The 20,133-nt window shown below is 49.9% G+C and carries 21 protein-coding genes; 3 read left to right on the top strand and 18 right to left on the bottom strand.

What is annotated here, in order from left to right; genetic code table 11:
* Positions 1-215: 215 nt before the first annotated feature.
* Together JRI46_09125 and JRI46_09130 are read left to right on the top strand one after the other, a co-directional pair.
* Positions 216-821 (top strand): CBS domain-containing protein, encoded by a 606-nt coding sequence (locus JRI46_09125; GenBank protein MBW2039744.1) that lies wholly within the window; start codon positions 216-218, stop codon positions 819-821.
* Positions 822-827: 6 nt separating this feature from the next.
* Entirely contained in the window at positions 828-2,015 is a 1,188-nt protein-coding gene (locus JRI46_09130; protein ID MBW2039745.1) for a hypothetical protein, read from the top strand.
* Positions 2,016-2,118: 103 nt separating this feature from the next.
* Here the strand turns inward: JRI46_09130 and JRI46_09135 are convergent, their stop codons facing one another.
* The 12 genes from JRI46_09135 to JRI46_09190 form a co-directional block, all read right to left on the bottom strand.
* Positions 2,119-3,399: a DUF4332 domain-containing protein gene (locus JRI46_09135; GenBank protein MBW2039746.1), complete on the bottom strand. Its 1,281-nt coding sequence runs from the start codon at positions 3,397-3,399 to the stop codon at positions 2,119-2,121.
* Entirely contained in the window at positions 3,383-3,721 is a 339-nt protein-coding gene (locus JRI46_09140) for a hypothetical protein (protein MBW2039747.1), read from the bottom strand. The genes JRI46_09135 and JRI46_09140 overlap by 17 nt, the downstream gene beginning before the upstream one ends.
* On the bottom strand, positions 3,672-4,046 hold the full coding sequence (locus JRI46_09145; protein ID MBW2039748.1) for a hypothetical protein: 375 nt from the start codon (positions 4,044-4,046) through the stop codon (positions 3,672-3,674). Before JRI46_09145 ends, JRI46_09140 begins: the two co-directional genes overlap by 50 nt.
* Before the next feature lie 97 nt (positions 4,047-4,143).
* Positions 4,144-4,881: a class I SAM-dependent methyltransferase gene (locus JRI46_09150; protein ID MBW2039749.1), complete on the bottom strand. Its 738-nt coding sequence runs from the start codon at positions 4,879-4,881 to the stop codon at positions 4,144-4,146.
* Between the two features lie 164 nt (positions 4,882-5,045).
* Entirely contained in the window at positions 5,046-5,471 is a 426-nt protein-coding gene (locus JRI46_09155; GenBank protein ID MBW2039750.1) for a PilZ domain-containing protein, read from the bottom strand.
* A 101-nt stretch (positions 5,472-5,572) separates the two neighbouring features.
* A complete protein-coding gene (locus JRI46_09160; protein MBW2039751.1) occupies positions 5,573-6,778 on the bottom strand; it encodes a 2,3-bisphosphoglycerate-independent phosphoglycerate mutase in 1,206 nt (401 codons plus the stop codon).
* Between the two features lie 285 nt (positions 6,779-7,063).
* A complete protein-coding gene (locus JRI46_09165) occupies positions 7,064-7,231 on the bottom strand; it encodes a hypothetical protein (GenBank protein MBW2039752.1) in 168 nt (55 codons plus the stop codon).
* A gap of 43 nt (positions 7,232-7,274) precedes the next feature.
* Entirely contained in the window at positions 7,275-8,123 is an 849-nt protein-coding gene (locus JRI46_09170; GenBank protein ID MBW2039753.1) for a deoxyribonuclease IV, read from the bottom strand.
* Positions 8,124-8,148: 25 nt separating this feature from the next.
* On the bottom strand, positions 8,149-9,504 hold the full coding sequence (locus tag JRI46_09175) for a phosphomannomutase/phosphoglucomutase (protein MBW2039754.1): 1,356 nt from the start codon (positions 9,502-9,504) through the stop codon (positions 8,149-8,151).
* On the bottom strand, positions 9,501-10,094 hold the full coding sequence (locus JRI46_09180) for a DedA family protein (protein ID MBW2039755.1): 594 nt from the start codon (positions 10,092-10,094) through the stop codon (positions 9,501-9,503). Before JRI46_09180 ends, JRI46_09175 begins: the two co-directional genes overlap by 4 nt.
* Positions 10,095-10,214: 120 nt before the next feature.
* Positions 10,215-10,508, bottom strand: coding sequence for a hypothetical protein (locus tag JRI46_09185; GenBank protein MBW2039756.1), 294 nt, complete (start codon positions 10,506-10,508; stop codon positions 10,215-10,217).
* Between the two features lie 32 nt (positions 10,509-10,540).
* The gene (locus JRI46_09190) at positions 10,541-11,908 is read right to left on the bottom strand and encodes a DUF4388 domain-containing protein (protein ID MBW2039757.1); all 1,368 of its coding nucleotides are present in this window, start codon (positions 11,906-11,908) and stop codon (positions 10,541-10,543) included.
* A 228-nt stretch (positions 11,909-12,136) separates the two neighbouring features.
* Between JRI46_09190 and JRI46_09195 the strand changes: the two genes are divergently transcribed.
* Positions 12,137-13,330 (top strand): aminopeptidase P family protein, encoded by a 1,194-nt coding sequence (locus JRI46_09195; protein ID MBW2039758.1) that lies wholly within the window; start codon positions 12,137-12,139, stop codon positions 13,328-13,330.
* A gap of 10 nt (positions 13,331-13,340) precedes the next feature.
* Here JRI46_09195 and JRI46_09200 read toward each other — a convergent pair whose 3' ends face one another.
* The 6 genes from JRI46_09200 to JRI46_09225 are packed head-to-tail and all read right to left on the bottom strand — an operon-like array spanning position 13,341 to position 19,790.
* On the bottom strand, positions 13,341-14,990 hold the full coding sequence (locus tag JRI46_09200; protein ID MBW2039759.1) for an AMP-binding protein: 1,650 nt from the start codon (positions 14,988-14,990) through the stop codon (positions 13,341-13,343).
* A gap of 20 nt (positions 14,991-15,010) precedes the next feature.
* Positions 15,011-15,784: an ATP-binding cassette domain-containing protein gene (locus JRI46_09205; protein MBW2039760.1), complete on the bottom strand. Its 774-nt coding sequence runs from the start codon at positions 15,782-15,784 to the stop codon at positions 15,011-15,013.
* A gap of 9 nt (positions 15,785-15,793) precedes the next feature.
* Positions 15,794-16,549, bottom strand: coding sequence for an ABC transporter ATP-binding protein (locus JRI46_09210; GenBank protein ID MBW2039761.1), 756 nt, complete (start codon positions 16,547-16,549; stop codon positions 15,794-15,796).
* Positions 16,550-16,563: 14 nt separating this feature from the next.
* Positions 16,564-17,577, bottom strand: coding sequence for a branched-chain amino acid ABC transporter permease (locus JRI46_09215; GenBank protein MBW2039762.1), 1,014 nt, complete (start codon positions 17,575-17,577; stop codon positions 16,564-16,566).
* Positions 17,578-17,579: 2 nt separating this feature from the next.
* On the bottom strand, positions 17,580-18,446 hold the full coding sequence (locus JRI46_09220) for a branched-chain amino acid ABC transporter permease (protein MBW2039763.1): 867 nt from the start codon (positions 18,444-18,446) through the stop codon (positions 17,580-17,582).
* Positions 18,447-18,497: 51 nt separating this feature from the next.
* On the bottom strand, positions 18,498-19,790 hold the full coding sequence (locus JRI46_09225) for an ABC transporter substrate-binding protein (GenBank protein MBW2039764.1): 1,293 nt from the start codon (positions 19,788-19,790) through the stop codon (positions 18,498-18,500).
* Positions 19,791-20,133: the final 343 nt, after the last annotated feature.

Genomic DNA, 20,133 nt, shown 5'->3' on the forward strand with positions numbered 1-20,133 from the left:
CCCCGCCTTTAGAGCGGGGAAGGGGCAAGTATTCCCCGCCTGCGAACCCCGAAAGGGTCACCGCGAAAGCTCTGAAGCGAGGGGATAAGAGGTCCTCCTCCCCTGATAACTGAGACATTACCAATCCCCCTAGGGGAGTTTCCCCTTGTCTTTTCGTATTGTAGATGATAATTTATCAAAGATTCAGAACAAGATTCCAATCAAGGAGTTATGTGATGAAGGTAAAAAAGAGGATGGCCAAAAAGTTGGTGACCATCAGGAAGGATGCCACCATCTCCGACGCCATCCGCCTCATGAAGGAACACTCCATCCGCCATCTGCCGGTGATCGAGGGGGGGAAGCTGGTAGGTTGGGTGACTGAGGGGGATATCCACCAAGCCTACCTCGCCTCCCTTATCGAGCAGCTGAGCGTGGGTGATATCATGATCAAAAACCCCATTACTATATCCCCAGGGGCCAATCTAGAGGAGGCAGCAGAGCTTCTCTATCGCCACGCGATAGGGGGCCTACCCGTAGTGGATGGAGGTAAGCTGGTTGGTGTCATCACCGTGGCCGATATCATGGCGGCCTTTATTGAGGTAATGGGGATCCTAAAGGAAAGCTCCCGGATCGATGTGATTCTGGGGGGGAAACCCCACGCCTTTGAAAGCGTCTCCAGGGTCATCATGGACCATGGGAGCGAAATCATCAGTGTGGGGATGTCCGCCCATCAAGACCGCAAAAAGCGGGTCTATTACCTCCGACTTACCAAGTGTGACGTGCATGCGGTGGCCAATAAGATAGAGGAGGTTGGGTATAAAGTGGTCTCCATGACGGAGTAATAAAGGGTGGTCAAAAAGAGTAAAGGATATAAGGTAGATGCGACCGGGAAAGAAAAGGTAGATGACATCCTTCAGGAGGTGGTCACTGCCCAGGGCCAAAAGGTCAAGCCCAAGGAGATCCTCAAAAGGATTTCCTCTCATCTGGAGCAAGAACCCTCCCTTACCGTCCCCTTGATAGATGGCCTGGCAGGAGTTCCCACACCTCAGACCGCCCAGCTCCTGCAAGAGATGATGACCACGGCACAGGAAAAAGGGGTCATCAAGGCCATAAAGAGGACCCTTTACAGGTTGAGGCAGAAGGGGATTCAATGGAAGGAAAAGCCCCCTCAAGAGAGGCCGGTGCTGCGTCCCCCCAGGCCTGGAGAGCCCCAGGGATATTTGGGGGCCATGGACTCCGTGGGTAGCAGGATCATCGTGATCGCTCGCCCCCGTCCCCTCGGGGGGATGCGGGTATATTTTTGCATCGTGAACGACCTAGAGGGGGTCCAGCGCTTTGAGCTTAATGACTTTACCAAAAAGGGTTTTAAGGAGTTTGTGGAAAGCCTCCTCTACTCTGTGGAATTCCCTGTGGTGGAGGCCCCAGGAGGATATTGCGTTCACCTCGTCAAAGAGGCCTCTGATCTCTCACAAAGGCTTGCCAACCCCCTTCCACCGGGGATTCAAGATGCCGAAAAGGGACTACAGGATGTCAAATGGAATGGCCCTATCCCCCTCATCTACCAGTACATAGCTGAAGAAGAGATAAAGGATCGGGTGAGGCTCTTAAGGGAGGCGGCCAATCTGCACAGGGTCCTTCCCTTTTCCTCCTGGTCCCTCAGACCTGAGGAGGTGCGAAAATATGCTGAGGCCATAAAGGAGGCCGGGGAGAGCCACATCGTCCTCACCCCCCAACAGAAGGATGCCCGGCTAAGCTCCATCTACATGGAGGCCCTTCAGGAACTCTTCCCTGAACAAAGGAGGCTTCTGTGGAAAAGACGCCTGGAGGAGATGGCCTATATCCTGTGGAAGATGGGCAAGGAAAAGGAGGCCAGCATGGCCATGAGCGCTGCCGTAGATCTGAAGACCCCCTTTAACCCCATAGAGCCCAACCCATTTATCTGGAACCTCCTGCTAAAATCTATATATGGCCTGTTGGAGACCACTTACAAAAAGAGGGAAAAAGAAGGGGAGGCCTCTCTCATCGTCACCCCTTGATCAGGAACTCATCCTCCCAATCGGACCCACACCTCCTGGACCTTCTCCCGGCTGATCCTCAGATAGTCCCGGTCCCGGGGAAAAACCTCTTCAAACTCCTCCCTCATTCCGCCCTCCTTTTCGCCTCCCGCACCCAGAGCCTCACCAAGGCAGGAGTAAAGCTCCGATGAGATTTTTGCAGGCGATAGTTTATCTCATTTAACCTCAGATATAAATCCGAGGGGTCTTGTTGAACGAGATCAAAGAGGCTCCCCACCCCTAGTTTCTGGAGGAGGAGATAGTTCTCCATCCCCATCCCTTTTAAGGTGATCATCTCTGCCTCCCGAATAAGTTCCTCTGCCTCTGGGGGGGGAATACCCACATTGACTAGGCCCTTTTGTCCTCTCCTGAGGAGATCTTGGACCTTTCTCATCCCTGACTCCTGCAGGCGCCCTTTCCATTCCTCCTGCACCCCAGGGAGATCTTTGATCAAGGGGAAGTGGGAGATCACGGTGAAACGGTCTATACCGGTAAAGATGAGGAGGCAGAAGAGAGGCAAAAGGGCCCAGAGGGCGCCCCTTATCCAGGCCCTACCCCTCTGTCTCAACAATAGAAAGAAACAATAGATAACGTAAGCGCTCACGGCGAAGGGGGGAAAGCCTAGAAATCCAAACATGGGCATCTCAAACAGTTTTCCCTCCTCAAAGAAGGGGACGGTGTAGATCCATTTGGTCTGGGCCCAGAAGTTCCAAAACTCCCACAAAAAGCCGCAGATCAATCCTGCTACAAGAAGGGTCAAGAGCCCTTTCAGCTCACCCTTCTCTATATCCTGCAGGAGGGAGTCGCCGCCATAGCGGTAATTAACAGGTCCCAGGAGGAAGGCAAAGCCTATCCATACCAGGGGGAAGCAGTAGCGGGGGAGAAGGAGGGTGGCGAGCAGTGAGGACCCCCCCAGGAAAACCAAGGCCCTAAGGAGTCTAGCAGAGGGGTTCAACACCTTCCATGATACACCTCGAAAGATCCCCATCCCCTTCAAGAGGTGAGCTGTCTCGCACAGACCGGGCAGGACCGTCCCATAGGCCACGGCATATCCGACCCACCTCCTCCAGGCTTCATGAGGGACGTTGACGTAGTGCCAGTTTGCCAGCCGAAAATTAAAGGCCTCGAAGATACACCAGACGAAGATCGACAAGGGGATCATCAGGAGGAAAGGGCGGGTCCTGTTGACAAGGAGGGATTCCCCCTGCATCCAATAAACTAGGGCGTCGGCGACCAGAATATAGGACCACCAAGCGAAGCAATAGAAATAGCTAGTAAAGGGTTCTTGCCCCTGGCGCATCATCACGGCGGCCAAGACAAAGAGGGCGATCCCGATGAAGCCGTGAATCTTAAACCTTCCTCCCATCCCTCTTCCCCAATTCCCTTAAAGGGCGCATCCTTTTGATGCCCTGATCATCCAGAAGGTCCTGGAGGATCTTTGAGGGGCGTTGGACAATTGCTTCTATCTTGATGACCTTGGTAGGGGTGACGATGAAATCCACCGCGACGTCCTTTTCCTCCATTGGTACCTCCTCGCGCACCTGCAGATCATCCACCAGGGCGACGATGGGGGTCCTTTCCTTCACGGAGCCGATCTCCCGCAAGATCATGTATTCCAGATCGAAGTATCCGCTCCCTTTACCGATCCTTCCACCATGGAGCCCCACAGCCACAGCCCCGGTCACCAACAGATCTACCTCTCCTATCTCCTTGCGAAAAGTTGCCACCCTCTTGCCGAATTTCTGCACTCCGGAGCTGCGTACTGCCCTTACCAGATCCTTCATCAAACAGGTAAAAGCCATCCCTTAGGCCAGGGGTGGCCATGATCAACCTCTTACTATCCAGCACGGCGTTGACCCGGACCTGCAGCTGGGCCTGATCAGGTGGGACCATGATGGTCCTGGCCCGTTTATACACCTCCAAGCCCCTCAGCCTCTCGGCCGCCTTATTTTGGCCCGGAAAGGTGGGGATGGTGCCATGGGGGGCTGGGGAGAGCCCTTCGGCCTTCATCATCTTCCAGACCTCCTCCCTAATACGTGCCTTGAGGGTGGAGGGATTCATCCTATCATTTCCTGTATCCATGCGCCCTATGGCTCCAGTATCCTCTCCCCTAATTACCTCCCCCAACCAACCGTAGGTTGATGGCGGCCTGACGCATCCCCCTCATGGGGGACTTCCTCAATTCCCTCATGTTCTGCATGACGGTCCTGCGGGAGAAATCCTCCGGCTCCACCCGTATATGAACTAGGCCGGCTTCACTCACCAATGAGGAAAGCTCCTCGATGGTATAGGCCGCCCGCACTGAATTTAAAAAGGCCCGGGCCTGTCTCTCATTTAATAGAGCGGCGATTTTCTGGACCACTGCGTCATGGGCATCCCGTCTCAGATCGCTTATGTAGATGAACCCCTTTTCGGCGAGGACCTGCTTGATCTCTGCCAGGGCGATATCTACCCTGCGCCAGTGGTGCATCGAGCCGTGGCTGACAATAACTTCTAGGGACTTGGATTTAAAAGGAAGTCGATGGACATCGGCCACCACAAAGGCCACATTCTGCACCCCTTCGGCCCTGACCCTCTCCCTGCCTCGTTGGGCCATGGGTAGGGAGATATCCAGCCCTATCACCAAAAATTGGGGCAAGCGGGTGGCCATCTCTCTGACCAGGCTCCCCGGGCCGGCCCCCAGATCGAGGGCAACCCCAGCGCGCCCTTCTACCAGCTGGGCCACCTCATCGGCGATGAGCAAGGCAGTAATATAGAGGAAGTTGTCCGTGAGGGCCTCGTACTCCTGGACGGCCTCCCCCTCTTCCCCTAGCTCAAATTCTTCCTCTATCCTCTCTTTTCTGTCCATAATCAGGTCTCAAAGAGGTTTTTTTAATTTTCCGCTTGCCTGTAATATAATCTGCCTGGATAAAAGCAGTCAAGAAGATGAAAAAGGGGAGGCGAAACCGCAGGTCCTCCCTTTCTCAATTGTAAAAATTTTTAGTTCTTTTAACTCAAGGTTTCATCTCGTAGTTAAGCTATATTTCTCACGAATTCTTCCCACTTTTTTCTATCTTTCATTTCCATTTTTTCTAAGAAGATCCCTGCCTTAAAATAATATAACGACTCCCTTGAGCCAAAGTCATACCATATAACCCTTCCTATCGCTCTGATCGTTTCGCCTTGTGGAGGTGTCTTTATATCCAATTCCACCATCTTTTCATTCAGTACTAGGTAAGGAATCAGCTTTATGGGTTCTTCTCCTTCCTGAATCAAGAGCCTCCCATCTTTTAAGATTACCTTTAGCTCTGTTGATAGGCCATCGAGAGAGACATTTCTAGCTTCCGCATTGATGGGTGAGGGAGTACCAAACATCCCCAACAGCTTCATACTTAATGGAATAGGGACCTCCAATCTCTTAAATGTACGGCGTTCGCCCTCTCGGCTTTTCCTCTTCATTTATCATTCCTCAATAAAAGTAACTCTTAAAGTACATCTTTTAACTAATCCAAAACAACTTTTTCTCTAGCCTCGTAAGTCCCTTTTTGACCTGGCCCCCTTTATGCCCCGAATTTTTTCAGCTTCAGGGCCGAGGCGAGCATCAGGGGCATCTCGTCTACCGCCAAAAACCTCCCCAGACCGCCCTTGGCACACACTGCCTCGCTGAATTCCCCCACGTCGTCGACCCTCTCATATTTAGAGCAGAGGATAAAGGGATTGGGATGCCAGCTGTGTCCCTTTAGCAATGAAGGGGTGGAGTGATCTCCGGTCACGGCGATGACATCTGGCCCCAGTCTCAGCAGCACCGGGATATGCCGATCCACCTCTTCGATGACCTCAACCTTCTGCTGAAAATTGCCATCTTCACCGTAACTATCGGTCTTTTTGATGTGGAGGTAGAAGAAGTCGAATCGTTCGTAGCTCTCCCTTAAGGTACTAAACTCATCAGCGATGTTTTCGCCTGTCTCCAGGATCTCCATCCCCACCAGCCGGGCCAGCCCCTTGTACATGGGATAGGTGGCAATGCAGGCAGGGGTCAATTTGAATAGCTCAGACATACTGGGGACGTCGGGGATCTGGGAGATCCCCCTCAGGAGAATGGTATTGGCTGGGTGATGGTCTTTTAATATTTGATTGGCCCTATCGAGAAAGAGACCTACTATTCGCGCGGTCCTCTCCGCCTCCGGGGCCAAGGGAGTGGGGGGCCTAGGGGGGTTCCCCTCCCTTTGGGGATCGGTATCCTCCAGACGACCATCCAACCCCTCACCAGAAAACCGCAGGACAAAGCGGTGCTCCTTCCCGTTCCTGATCTCCACTCGCGTCCCTTCTATCTCTTTGATATCCTCTTGCAGGAGACGACATAGCTCTATGTTCCTCTGCGTAGGGATGCGACCGGCCCTGCGGTCGATGATGATCCTTTGCTGGTCCATGGTGGCAAAGTTCCCCCTGGCCACCACATCATCCCTTCCCAGTTCCATCCCAATCCCCAGGGCCTCCAAAACCCCTCTGCCGATCTCATATCTCAAGGGGTCGTAGCCGAACATCCCCAGATGCCCTGGTCCGCTTCCAGGGGTGATCCCTGGGGAAACAGGATCGGTCACCCCACAGATGGAGCGGGAGGCCAGCTCATCCAGATGAGGGGTATGGGCCGTCTCCAACTCAGTCCTGCCATTAACGGGTAGCCCCCCGACACCATCCAAGACCAACAGAATAATCTTGGAGGGGGTCTTCACTGTCAAAGAGCGGATGATTTCCTCGCTGATCATTGCTCACCTCCTTTAAACCTTCAAGGTCCTATAGTCTCATCTCCGTCTATAAAAACATTTCTGTTCCTTATCCTAAAAAGTTGCTAAAAAGGGCCAAAGATTCATTTCATGGGGTTCCAGGGATCTAGGGGCCTAGGATTCTAGTGAAATACAAATCCCTTGAACCCTTGAATCCTCGAATCCTTGAACCCTGATTGAAGGTTAACCCCTTGAATCCTTTCAGTTCCAACAACTAAATGGGAGAGGAGCCACATTTCTTTTGATGTTTTGCCCTTGGAGTTTTTCTCACGTTAAAGGTCTTCTCAATCCATCCAATTGTGCTTTTTCCATCCCCTTATGCTGGATCAAGACCTTGAAGGTATTCCCCATTCCACTGGGGAGGATGAGGTTTTTCACAGTAAGTCGTTCGGCCATGGCCTCCAATTCCCCCTTTTTCCTTGATCTGCCCTTCAATGATATGATGCAATCTTTTTGAAACGATCTTATCTTCCATGACCTAGAGCAACTCTTTCAAGACCCTCAGGTTTACTGCATCCCAATCCTCCCCTTGGGGGTCTTTCCCCTTTGGGGTCTCCAGGATAAAGGGGAGGGTCGCCAAATGGGGGTCCTGCAGGAGGCGGCGAAAGGGCCCTAACCCCAGATGCCCCTGGCCTATATGTTCATGGCGATCTATCCTGGTGCCGGATGCGGCCTTGGAGTCATTGAGGTGGACAACCTTCAGACGGTCCAGGCCGATGATCCGATTAAATTCCTCAAAAGTGGCTTCATACCCCTCCGGGGTGCTGATATCATAACCGGCGGCGAAGACATGGCAGGTATCAAAGCAGACCCCTACCTTTTTATCCTCCTCGATCATCTCGATAATCTTGGCGAAGTGCTCAAAGCGATAGCCCAGATTGGACCCTTGCCCCGCCGTGGTCTCCAGCAAGACCATCACATCCATCCCCCTCTGATGTAGGAGGTTTATCCCCCGGGCTATCTGGTAAAACCCCCCTTCCTCCCCTTCTCCCATATGGGACCCAGGGTGCATCACCAGATAGGGAAGTCCCAGGGCCTGGGCCCGCTGCAACTCCTCCCAGAGGGCCTCGAGGGACCGCTCATAGAGCCCCTTATCGGGGGAGGCGAGGTTGATCAGGTAGCTGTCGTGGGCCACTATAGGCCATATCCCTGTCTCTCCCCGAGCCTTGTGGAAGGCCTCTATATCCTCTGGGATAAAAGGTTTGGCCTGCCACTGGTTGGCATTTTTGGTAAAGATCTGGATAGTATCGCACCCTATCTCCTTCCCCCTCCACAGGGCCTTATAGACCCCACCGGCGATGGACATATGGGCTCCTAAAGACCTCATTTTGCCTCTATAGACCTAACCTCTCTCATCGAACCTCCCCCATCAATTCTTTCACCTTCGTCTCCACCATCCCTTTTATCTCCTCCAGCCTCTCCCTGGAAAAGGCCTCAAACCTGAGGACCAGGGCTGGCTGGGTGTTGGAGGCCCGCAGCAGCCCCCAGCCATCGGGGAACTTGATCCTTACACCATCTACGTCGATGATTGAATACTTTTGACGGAAGTCCTCCTTGGCCCTCTCCACTATCCGGAACTTGACATCATCGGGGCAATCTACCCTGATCTCCGGGGTGACATAGGTCTGGGGGATCCCCTCTAAAAGTTCCGAGATCTTCTTGTCGGTCTTACCCAGAATCTCCAAGAGACGGCAGGAGGCATAGATGGCATCGTCAAAGCCGAAGTAGCGATCGGCGAAGAACATATGTCCGCTCATCTCCCCTGCCAACACAGCCCCCTCCCTCTTCATCTTGTCTTTAATGAGGGAGTGCCCCGTCTTCCACATAATAGCCTGTCCCCCAAGCCTGGTGATCTCATCATAGAGGGTCTGGGAACACTTTGCCTCAGCGATGAAGGTCCCGCCCCCCCTGTCCTGAATGATGTCCCGGGCAAAGATGATCATCAACTTGTCCCCCCAGATGATCTTCCCCCCTTCATCTATAACACCTATCCGATCGGCGTCCCCATCATAGCCTATCCCTAGATCAGCCCCTGTATCCTTCACCTTGGTAATGAGGTCCGTAAGGTACTCCTCCACAGTGGGGTCCGGGTGGTGGTGGGGAAAACGGCCATCCATCTCACAGTAAATGGCCTCCACTTGACACCCCAGGTTGCGCATGATGGGCACGGCCACGGCGCCTCCCGTCCCGTTGCCGGCATCGACCACCACCTTGACCTCTCGCCCCACCTTGATGTTCGCCAGGATATGGTGGTGATAGTCCTTAATGATGTCGTAGGTGGATAGGTTCCCCTTTCCCTGGATATAATCCCTTTTCTCGATGATCTCCCGCACCCTCTGCAGTTCTTCTCCGTAGATAGGGTCTTTCCCCACACAGATCTTAAAGCCGTTGAACTCCGGAGGGTTGTGACTTCCGGTGATCATCACCCCCCCCTCCTGCCCCAGGTGAACGATGGAAAAGTACAGCAAAGGCGTGGGGCAGATCCCTACATCGGTGACCTCCATCCCACTGGCCAAAAGCCCCTTCAGGAGGGAATCGAGGAAGAGGTCGGAGCTGAGGCGACAATCCCTGCCCAACGTGATCCGTTTGACCCCATGATGGACGAAATAGCTACCACACCCCCTTCCCAACTCCTGGACGGTCTCCTCGGTGAGGTCCTCACCCACCACTCCTCTGATGTCGTATTCACGGAATATCTTGGGGTTCATTGTATCCTCCGCTGTCCCATTCTTTTAGAAAAGAATCGGATGGCTAAAAAGCCCAGGACCAATAAAACCACAAAGGCAATGCTGAAGATATCTATGTATTCGGTCAGATAAGACTTCACGGTCTCCCCGAAGAGGAAGATCATCAGCCCCACCGCAAAAAAACGAGCGCTCCTGCTCACAAGAGAGATAAAGATGAACCGTTTGAGATCGAGGACGAATACACCTGCCGAAATGGTAAACACCTTATAGGGTATGGGGGTAAATCCAGCAATACCCACAGCCCACACGTCATATTTCTGATAATAGCGCTCAACCCAACGGATCCGTTCCTCGGAGATGACACGCTGCAACAGGGGCCTTCCCCCCTTGAGCCCCAGAAAATAGCCTAAAACCCCACCCAAGACCGATCCAACACTACATATAGTCGCATAGCCAAGGGCCCATTGGGGGCGAATTAAGGAGAGGGCAATAAGCAATAAGTCCGGGGGGATAGGGAAGAAAGATGACTCGGCAAAGGCATTAAGGAAAAGGGCCAATACCCCATAAGGGGTATAGGCCCATGAGATAACCCAACTGATCCATCCCTCCAACGGTATACCCCTTTTTCCTTTGGTATATTAAGGGAGAGGGGGGTAAAAATCAACATGATTTTACCTTGAAAATGCCACGGAAAAAGGATTTCAGACCCTTCTCCAAAAAGGAACCAAGTCTCATTTTACAAAAAACTTCATCCCCCCTACGGAGAGGAATAACATGGCAATGATCTTAAACACCACATGGGTGGTTAAACCTATCCTAATACCATAATTATAGATTAAGGCTAACGAAAGGTCGGCCACCAGGAGGAAGCCCACAGTGCAGATGATCAGATTTATCACCGTCTCAATTAATCCACCCTTATATTTGCGCCGCGCATATAAAAAGACGATGATGATGATCAAATAGATAGCCAGCATCAAAGCAAGCAAAAGGACCAAACCCATCATGTCAATGGGAATCTTCATAGGCCAATCCCCTTTCAGATCTTTTTATATCCTCACCTGGGAAACTGGGCTACAATCTTGTTCAAGGCCTCCAACACCTTCCTCTTAACAGGAGAATCGGTGTAAAACCTGAAGATGTCCAGCCTGACTTTCTCGATGTCTGAAACCACCCTCTTCGTCAGCGTCATTCCCAATATTCGGCTCATTTCATGTAGCATATTGTTTATAAATTCATAAAAACCATCGATGAAGATCAACCTATCAGAAGGATTTGGGTAATAAAGAGAGATATTTTTTAGAATCTTGTTCGCATCCAGGGGGACATCCCTATCTATAGGTACCCCATGAAATATCTTGCGGTAGTCCTCTCCCAATCCCTTCCTGGCCTTGTCCAAGACATCCTTGGACTTCACCCCCAACTCCTTGTTCAAGTTGTCTGTCACCAGACGAAAAACCTCCAAAAAGGTCCGCAAAAACCTGGAGAGTTCCCTAAACTCTATGTCCTCATAGGTTCCGATATCCTTTGATTTCTTGATTAAACCTATTAACACCAGACGATAGAGGATATTTATGGTGGATATCTCGTCATTTCCGCTAAATTTAATCAGTTGGTCGATGTTTCTGCTCCCATCAATCAAGGAAAAGATGAACTTCTCATTGGCATCCAATTTCTCCATGGCCTCTGCCTTGTTCCTCTCGATGTAAGGGGGGATTCGGAAGATCACCTTGTTATGGGGGATCATCTTCCTAAAGGTGGAAAAATCCAGCGCCCTCCTGGCGGCCAGCAGGGCCAAGTCCAGGGGGGTGTAACTTACCACCACATCCTCTTCCTCTACCTCCTTTTCAGCAAAATAAAACTCCCCTTCTTTCCAGGAAAAGAGGTCGCAGAGGATCTCCTTTATCTGAAAATCCAACAACTCATGGAGCTCTTTCTCCGAGAGCAATCCCTTCATCACCAAGAATCTGCCCAGCTTCACCTCATCCTTTTTGGCCTTGGTGGCCATTTTCTCCAAATTAGATGGGGAAACAAGACCTCTCTTGGTCAAAAAGTTTCCTATCCTCTCCTCGGACTTGGTAGTGCGGGCGAAGACAACCCACCCTTCTTTGAAAAAGATCTCCTTAAAGGCATATTCACTGCGGATGATGGCCACCCCTGTTTGGACGTTGGAGGATACGGCATACAATAGGCCCACCAATGGTACATCGTCTAGACTGCTCCGAAAGAGCACACTGCCAGGTATCCTCCTGATGGTTACAGATTCAGGCCGCAGTTTGGCGGCTCCCTCCCACTCACTGATGGCCTTCTCAAACTCCTTGTTGCGGAAGAACTTTGTGCCATTGGAAAGGTGCATAAAGAACTTCGTGGCAGGGAAATCCAAAGACCTTAAGGCTTGAAAATCCTGCTCCTCTATGGGTTCCAAGATCTCCTCCTCATAATGGGATCTTACTTGCTTTGAATAACAGTGCTCTTTCTCAGCGCATGATAAGAAAATTTTGTTATAAATTATCATTACACCCCTTTTTTGTCAACAATTAAGCGTCAATTCCTAAAATATAGGTCAACTCCCATCTCCCAGGAAAAGATTTGACACGAAGGGGCGAGAGGGGTATGGTCTTATCCTCAAAAAATTCAAAGGTGGGCAGAGGCCGTGAAACAAGATTATACTCCCAAAGAGGAAATAGAGGAAAGGCTAAAAAAACTGAGGGAAAGGTTGAAGAAGAGGAGATGGGAGACAGCCCTTATTGTACAAAATGTGGACATCTTCTATTTCTCCGGCACCATGCAAAATGCCTTGTTTTTCGTCCCCGTGGAAGGGAAGGAGATCTTGATGGTCAAAAAACATATGGAACGGGCCCAAAAGGAGACAGCGGTGGACAACGTAGTCCCCCTCAATTCCTGGAGGGAGATCCCCTCCCTAATAGAGGACTTACATGGTTCAATCCCAAAAAGGATCGGGATAGAACTCGATGTCCTTCCAGCTAAGGACTATCTGCGCCTGCAAGAGCTATTTGCCGGGGTTGAGATCGTCGATTCATCACCCTTGATCATGGGCATCAGAAAGATAAAATCGCCCTATGAGATCAACCTGATGAAAAAGGCAGGAGAGATAGGAGAGATCGTCTACGCTAAGGTGCCTAGGGTGCTTAAGGAAGGGATGACGGAAATAGAGCTAGCCGGGATCATGGAAGAGGTGGCCATGTGCCATGGGCATCAAAACTATCTCCGGATGAGGGCCTTCAACTACGAGGCCTTTTCCTGGCATGTCCTGAGTGGTTACACAGGAGGGGTGTTGAGCTATATCGATGCACCCATGGGGGGGGTGGGCCTCTCCCCTGCCTTTCCGGTGGGGGCAAGTCTAAAACCGATCAGGGCCAATGAACCCATTCTCATCGACTTCGGGGTCTGTTACCGTGGTTATCAAGTGGATGAGACCAGGATGTTCTGCTTGGGGAAACTCCAGAAGAGGTTCAAAGATGCCTACCTCGCTACACGCCAGATAGAGGCAGAGGTGGTAGCCTCGGCCAGGTCAGGGATCTCCTGCCGCGAGCTCTTCCAAAGGGGATGGAAAATGGCTAAGAGATTAGGATATGAGGAACACTTCATGGGTCCCTCAGATCACAAGACCCGCTTCATCGGCCACGGCATAGGTCTGGAGATCGATGAATACCCCTTTATCGCCCAGGGTCATGACTACCCTTTAGAGGAGGGGATGACCTTTGCCTTGGAACCAAAGATGGTCTTTCCCACAGAGGGGGCTGTGGGAATAGAGAATACATTTGTAGTGGGTGAGAAAGGGGTTAAAAAGCTAACCACTGCAGAAGAAGAATTGACGGAAGTATAATGAAGACCTTCTATTTTTTCTCCTTTTCCATTCTCCTGCGTTCTTCCTCTCTTATTTCGCGCCGCAAGAGCTTTCCCACCTTGGATTTCGGTAACATATCCCTGAATTCTATATATTGCGGGATCTTATAGGGGGCAAGCCTCTCCCCACACCATTTAATAAGTTCAGATGCACCTACCCCCCTAGCATCCTCCTTAAGCACCACCATTGCCTTGATGCGCTCACCTACCCTGGGGTCCGGCACACCTACAGCGCACGAGTCTATAACCGCTTCATGACTTTGTAATACCGCTTCAATCTCGGAGGCAGAAACCCTATACGCCTTATACTTTATAACGTCTGCATTCCTATCTACGTAAAATAGCTCCCCTTCCTCATTCATTCTAACTTGGTCTCCCATCCGGTACCACTTCTCGCCATCCATTTCTACAAATGATCTAGCTGTTTCCTCCGGCTTATATAGGTAATCCATTATGAATGGAGATGTTACCAGCAGCTCACCGATTTCGCCTTGAGGCACCGGTTCCAAAGTTTCTGGATCTACAACCTTAACCTTTCTGGAGGGGAAAGGCTTGCCTAAGTTCTTTGCTGTAGGTTCTTTTTCCATAGAACTCAAGGTGAGGTGGCCAACTTCCGTTGAACCATATACTTGGTATAGCGGGTACTTAGTAAACTTCCTAAACCGGTTGAAAACCTCGTCTGGGAGGACATCACCCCCACTCCAACAATATTTCAATGAAGATAAGTTATATAGGTCTAGCCTATCGTTTTCTAGAATCATCCGATAAAGGGTGGGAACGCCAAGTAATATAGTTGCCTTATACCTTTGTATAGCATCCAAAAGGGCATCCACATGAGGTGTGGGCATGAGTATAGTAGGGTTACCTAAAGTTAAGGCTACCCCCATAAACATCCCTTTTGACATTATGTGGAAGAGTGGATTTACCAACACAAATATGTCATCCCCTTCTGAGACATGGCCCTCAATTACATCATAATAGTCCTTAATATAAGATACCATACCGCTATGGGTCCCCGGCACACCTTTAGGAAGTCCAGTTGTCCCACCGGTATATAGTATATAGGCGAGGTGCTCTCTTGTATTTATATCTACCTTCGGCGGCCTAGGGGGATATTTATGTATTAAATCTCTAAAGGGATATACCTCCTCAGCTCGTTCAACGGTTCCGTGAGGAATCCTATCAAAAAGCCTACCAACCCATCGCTTATGCCAGGGTAATAAATCAACAAGGTTGGTAACGATAGCTCTCTCCAAGGGGGTTTTTGGGAAAACTTCCCTCACATATCCGAAATTCGTATCCTGACAAATTATAGTCTCAGCTCCAGAATCATTAAGCTGATATGAAATTTCGTAAGGGGTGTAAATAGGCGAGGTATTTACTGTCACAGCACCAACTTTTTGAATTGCAAAATAGGCAATAACCCATTGGGGGCAATTCGGGATGTAAATCATCACCTTATCGTTATCCCTGACGCCCAATTCATATAATGCAGTAGCAAATCTATAAATTAGCTCCCTAAGCTCGGCGTAAGAAAATTTCTCCCCTAAATAAACTATCGCTGTCTTATCAGGATAATTTGCTGCTATTCTTTCAAACCCGGTGATCACTTCTTCATCTATCGACTGTACACCTTTCATAACCCCACCTAGTCTGAAATCTACATTCCGCCGAAGTAAGCCCCCATCACATCTGGATTGTCCATGAGCTCCTGAGCAGTTCCTTCTGCAACCAAGCTCCCGTTTTCCAGTACATAACCATAATCTATTATCGGAAGGATTGGCCTGGCATATTGCTCCGCTATTAATATCGTAATCCCGGTTTGTTTGTTTATATCTTTAACTGCTCGAGCAAGCGCTGCCTCTATAGCTGGGCTTAGCCCAAGCAGAGGCTCATCCAACAGTAATAACTTGGGCTGAGCCATTAGGGCCCTTCCAATGGCAAGCATTTGTTGCTCGCCGCCACTCAGGAAACCACCATCCCTTTTCAGGATATGTTTATCTTTTAAGGCTGGAAAGATGCTAAATACATAGTCAAGGGTCCCCTTCGCCTGTTTTTTGGTAGCTAAATAACCCCCTATCTTCAAGTTTTCCAATGCGCTGCTTTCGGGGAAGATGCGACGTCTCTCAGGACAAAGTATAATCCCCTCCTTAGCCCTTTCGCTCGGCTTAAGGTCTAGGATATCCTCTCCGTTGTATTTCATTTTCCCAAACCAGGTAATCCTCTCTCCACCCCTCATATCCTCCTTCTTCTTCATATCCACTATTATTCCTGAAATGGTATACATCAGCGAGGATTTGCCGGCGCTGTTTGATCCAAAGAGCCCTGTAATTTGTCCTTCGTGGCATTTTAAGCTGATGTTATTTATGGCTATAGCGTTTTCATAAAATAACGAGAGGCCCTCAATTTCGAGTAGAACTTTGTCTTCCCGCATGATTCTATACTATACCTCCTCACCAAGATAAGCCTTCCTAACCCTCTTATTCTTCATGACCTCCTCAGGAATACCTTCGGCGATCTTCTCTCCAAAATTCATTACCATCACTCTATCCGTTACCCTGAAAAGTTCCCTTAGCCGATGCTCGATCATTATTAAGGCCATGCCATCCATCTGCAGCCTCTCCACAATAGGGATCATGGTTGCTATCTCAGCCATGCTCAAACCGGAGAAGATCTCATCACAGATGACCACCTCAGGGCTTAAAGCAAGGCACCTACAGAGCTCGAGGCGTTTAAGATATCCCAGTGGGAGGGCACCAGCGAGTTTATATGGAACATAAGCATCACGTTCAAAGCCGGCATCCTCTAAAATATCTATGGCTACTGTATCCCTATCTCCAAGCTTCCCCCTAGCGGCTCGCCTGGCCCTCGGGGAATATAAAGGGGGAATAATGTTCTTGAATGCCGGCAGAGTGGGATATGGCCTCATTATCTGAAAAGTCCTTGTAAGTCCAGCGTCGGCGATTTTATGGGCTGACCACTTAGTGATATCCTTACCATTGTAAACTACCTTGCCCGAGTCCTTCCTTACAAAGCCGGTAACGAGGTTTACCAAAGTGGTCTTCCCTGAGCCATTAGGACCGATAATGCCGAGAATTTCCCCTTTATGTAACTCAAAACTCACCCCATTCACTGCCTTAACCCCACCAAATGACTTGCTGAGGTCTTCGGCTTTAAGAAGGACTTCATCTTCACCCATAGCTTAAATCTCCTTTATACCCTTACCCAATGTTCAAACTCTTCATATTTTCTGCGAAAGTAGTTTAGCAATCCCTCAGTCCAAAATACAATAAATAAGACCATTACAATGGCATAAAAGACTATCCTGAGCGTACCAAAGGCACGTAGTACCTCAGAGATGGGAACTAAGATGAAGGATCCCAATAATGGGCCTGCGAGGGTGCCGGCCCCGCCAACCACCGTGGCAGCAAGGGGAAGGATAGAAAAATCGATAGCGAATAATGACATGCCAGTCCATCCATAACGGTGAGCAAGATAAGCACCGGCAAAACAACCCATCAATGCAGCAATAAATACAGCCTGAGCCTTATACCAGGTTATACTCATGCCGGAAGCCCTAATCGCCTGATCATTATCCTTCACTCCACGAAATACCAGCCCAATATCTTCATTAACTAGCCTCCTCAGTCCAAAACAACAACCAAGAGCTACCCCTAAAATAAGATATTGGTTAAACCATATATTTGGAAGCATGCTTAGTCCAACTATGCCATCGGTACCACCCCAGATATCGAATGAGGCAATGAGTCTCTCCGCCGCCAATGGATAGATAAAGGTCACTATGGCAAAGTAAACACCTCTGAGTGGCAGGCAAGGTAAAATGAGAATCGTACAGATAAGTGCTCCACCTACTGTCGCAATAAGCATGCTCACTGGTATTGGTACGCCATAATATGAGTTCAGGATCCCAGATATATATCCACCAACCCCGGTGAACAGAGCCCCACCTAAGCAAACTAGCCCAAGGAAATTAGCTAAGAAATCAAAGCCCAAGGTGAGCAATGCATACACACCGGTAATACATACAACGCTCTGCCAATATCCCGACAGGGCTATGGGAAGGATGAGCAAACCAAAAATTAAGGCCAACCTTGGCCCCAGTAAAAACATCATCTCCTTCCATGAGGAAACGGCATATATTGTGTCCGAGCGCACCTTTACGCCTCGGGCCAGCCTCTCTCTGCGTCTAGGTCCCTCTTCAGCCAACCTTAAACCCTCTCCTCAAGTTCCTTTTGCCTTGCGAAAAGCCCCGAAGGCTTAAATATAAGGATGAAGATAATGGCCAGTAAGGCCACAACTAGGTGAAAATGAGGTGCGATATAACTCACGGTGATTATTTGAGCATAGCCAATTATGAAGGCGGCGAGCACTGCACCTACCCAGCTACCAAGTCCGCCACAGACACACACAGCTATAGCGAAAATTAGAACATCATATCCCGCTTTCACCGTTATATTGCCTAAGGGAAGTATAACCAGGGCAGCAAGGCCAGCAAGGGCGGAGCCGAGAGCCATGGCTATAGTCGCTGTAAAGTCTGAATCTATGCCCAACATCAAAGCGGCACGCTCATCCTGGGCTATGGCTCTTAAAGCTAATCCAACTCTGGTATGGTGAGTAAAAAGCGTTAGTATTAATACCAGCCCCGCTCCTATACCTATAATGCAAATCCGCTGCAAATCAACCGGAACACCTGCTATAGTCACAGAACCCTCAATAAATGCCGGAAGGGTATAGGTCATGCCTCTAAATCCAGCCCAGCGTAAAAATTCTAATGCAGCTAAGCCGATAGCATAAGTGGCTATAATTTCCGATACCGGCATGCCTCTTACACGGATGAGGACAACCTGATATATAGCAGCACCAATCCCTGCGGTGATGGCTAAAGATAGGATAATAGCCGGCAAATAGGGTATACCCATCCCGCTAAGAAAAGACCAGGCTGCGAATCCGGTCAAGATATATAGTGCGCCGTGGGCAAAGTTGGGCAACCGGCTGACCCCGTAAACCAAGGCAAAGCCGATAGCTATTAAAGCTAACTGTAGACTGTTTATCAATCCATAAATGGCTAGATCCATCTTCCCAACCCAAGGAGGGCAAAGGGGCCCCATATGGGGCCCCTTTATATTTTACTTCATCCAAGGCGGGAGTTTGATCTCACCAGCGGCTATCTTGGGCGGGAAGACCACCACCCTCTTGCCCGCCTGCCATTGAAAGATAGTCCCTACCGCACCTTTCTCTGGATCAATGGAGGGAATGACCTGGTGGCTCTTGGGGTCAAACCTGATACGGCCATACACCCCCATGAGGTCCGTCTTTTCCAGGGCAGCTACAACCTTATCAGAGTCCAGGGAACCGGCACGTTCGATGGCATCTTTCAACACATAGGGTGCCATATAACTGGAGGAAGTCCCATAACCCTCGGGTTCTATCCCCCACCTTTCCTTGTATGCCTCGAAGAATTTCATGGTCCAAGGTGTGGCCTCGCAAGGGGCATTGCCGGCATTCACCACATTGGCCAAGCAGTACTCACCCTTCCCTTCGGTCGCCTTCCAGAAACCAGGCTGTTCGGCTGCTGCGATGATGGAGCCAAAGGGCAGGGCCGGCACCTTCATATCGTACCACTGCTTGAGGAGGATAGAGGTCTCCGGCATATCCATCCAGATGAGAATTACCTGGGCCTTCTCATCTCTTGCCTTTAACAGGCCCATAGAAAAATCGGTTGTACCCGTTGGATATATCTCCGGCTTTCCTATAACATTCCACCCCTTTTTTGCCATAATCTTGGCAATTATACCGCCACCGGCCCGGGCATGGGCCACGTCCTGAACCATGATGAACAGACTGTTTAGGTCATGCTTTTCCCCGATTTTCAGCAGGCAGGGGATAATCTCTCCACCTACCATCCACTTGGCCTCGCCTGAAATACGAAAACAATACTTGAATTTGTCATATTCCTCGGCAACACGTGCATGGTATTTGGGTGTTAAGGCACCGGTGGTCAGAATAGAGACCTTTTTGTGTTTGGATAATAGGTCCATGGCCGCCAGTGCCGCCTCGGAGCGAACAGGACCACCCATAATAAAGTCTGCCTTCTTCTCCAAGATGAGTTTTTCCACCACCAATAGGGCCTCGCTTACCGGTACCCCAGGCTCGAGATCACGGGTATCCATGACCTCTACTTTAAAGGGGAGCTTCTTCTTGCCGACCTTAACCCCCCCAGCGGCATTGATCTCCTCTACCGCTAGTGTGATTGCCTTCTCCGCATCCCAGCCATAAAGGAAGGCTGTGGAGAGGGGACAACCGATCACGATGGCTTTCTCCACCTTCTTGCACCCCACTCCCATAAGGGGCAGGGCTACCAAACCCAAGATAAGGCAGATAACGACCCCCCCGATAAGTAATTTTCCCCTCCTTTTCATGGTATCCTCCTTTTGTTAAGATAATGACTAAATGCCTAACTTCACCTCCTCTCCCTGTTTATCATTATATCCAATCCTCTCCCATGTCAAGATATTTTTGGAGGTAGTAAAAAAACATATCTTCTTGCATGCCAGATGATAGCTTGAAACACTATCCGCCTCCCTTCCCCTTCATCATATCCTCCTTCTTTTGTCTTGTGTCTTGTCTCTCAGCAAGCAAAAATGATACCACCTTTGAAAATCCAAAAAAACCAATAAAATTACCATCCTCAATCGAGATCCCGTCCCTCCTCTATATTAAGGATTTGAAAAAATCTTCCAATCAAATGTAAAAAACTTTCCA

This window comes from Deltaproteobacteria bacterium, assembly GCA_019308925.1.
GTDB lineage: Bacteria > Desulfobacterota > B13-G15 > B13-G15 > RBG-16-54-18 > JAFDHG01.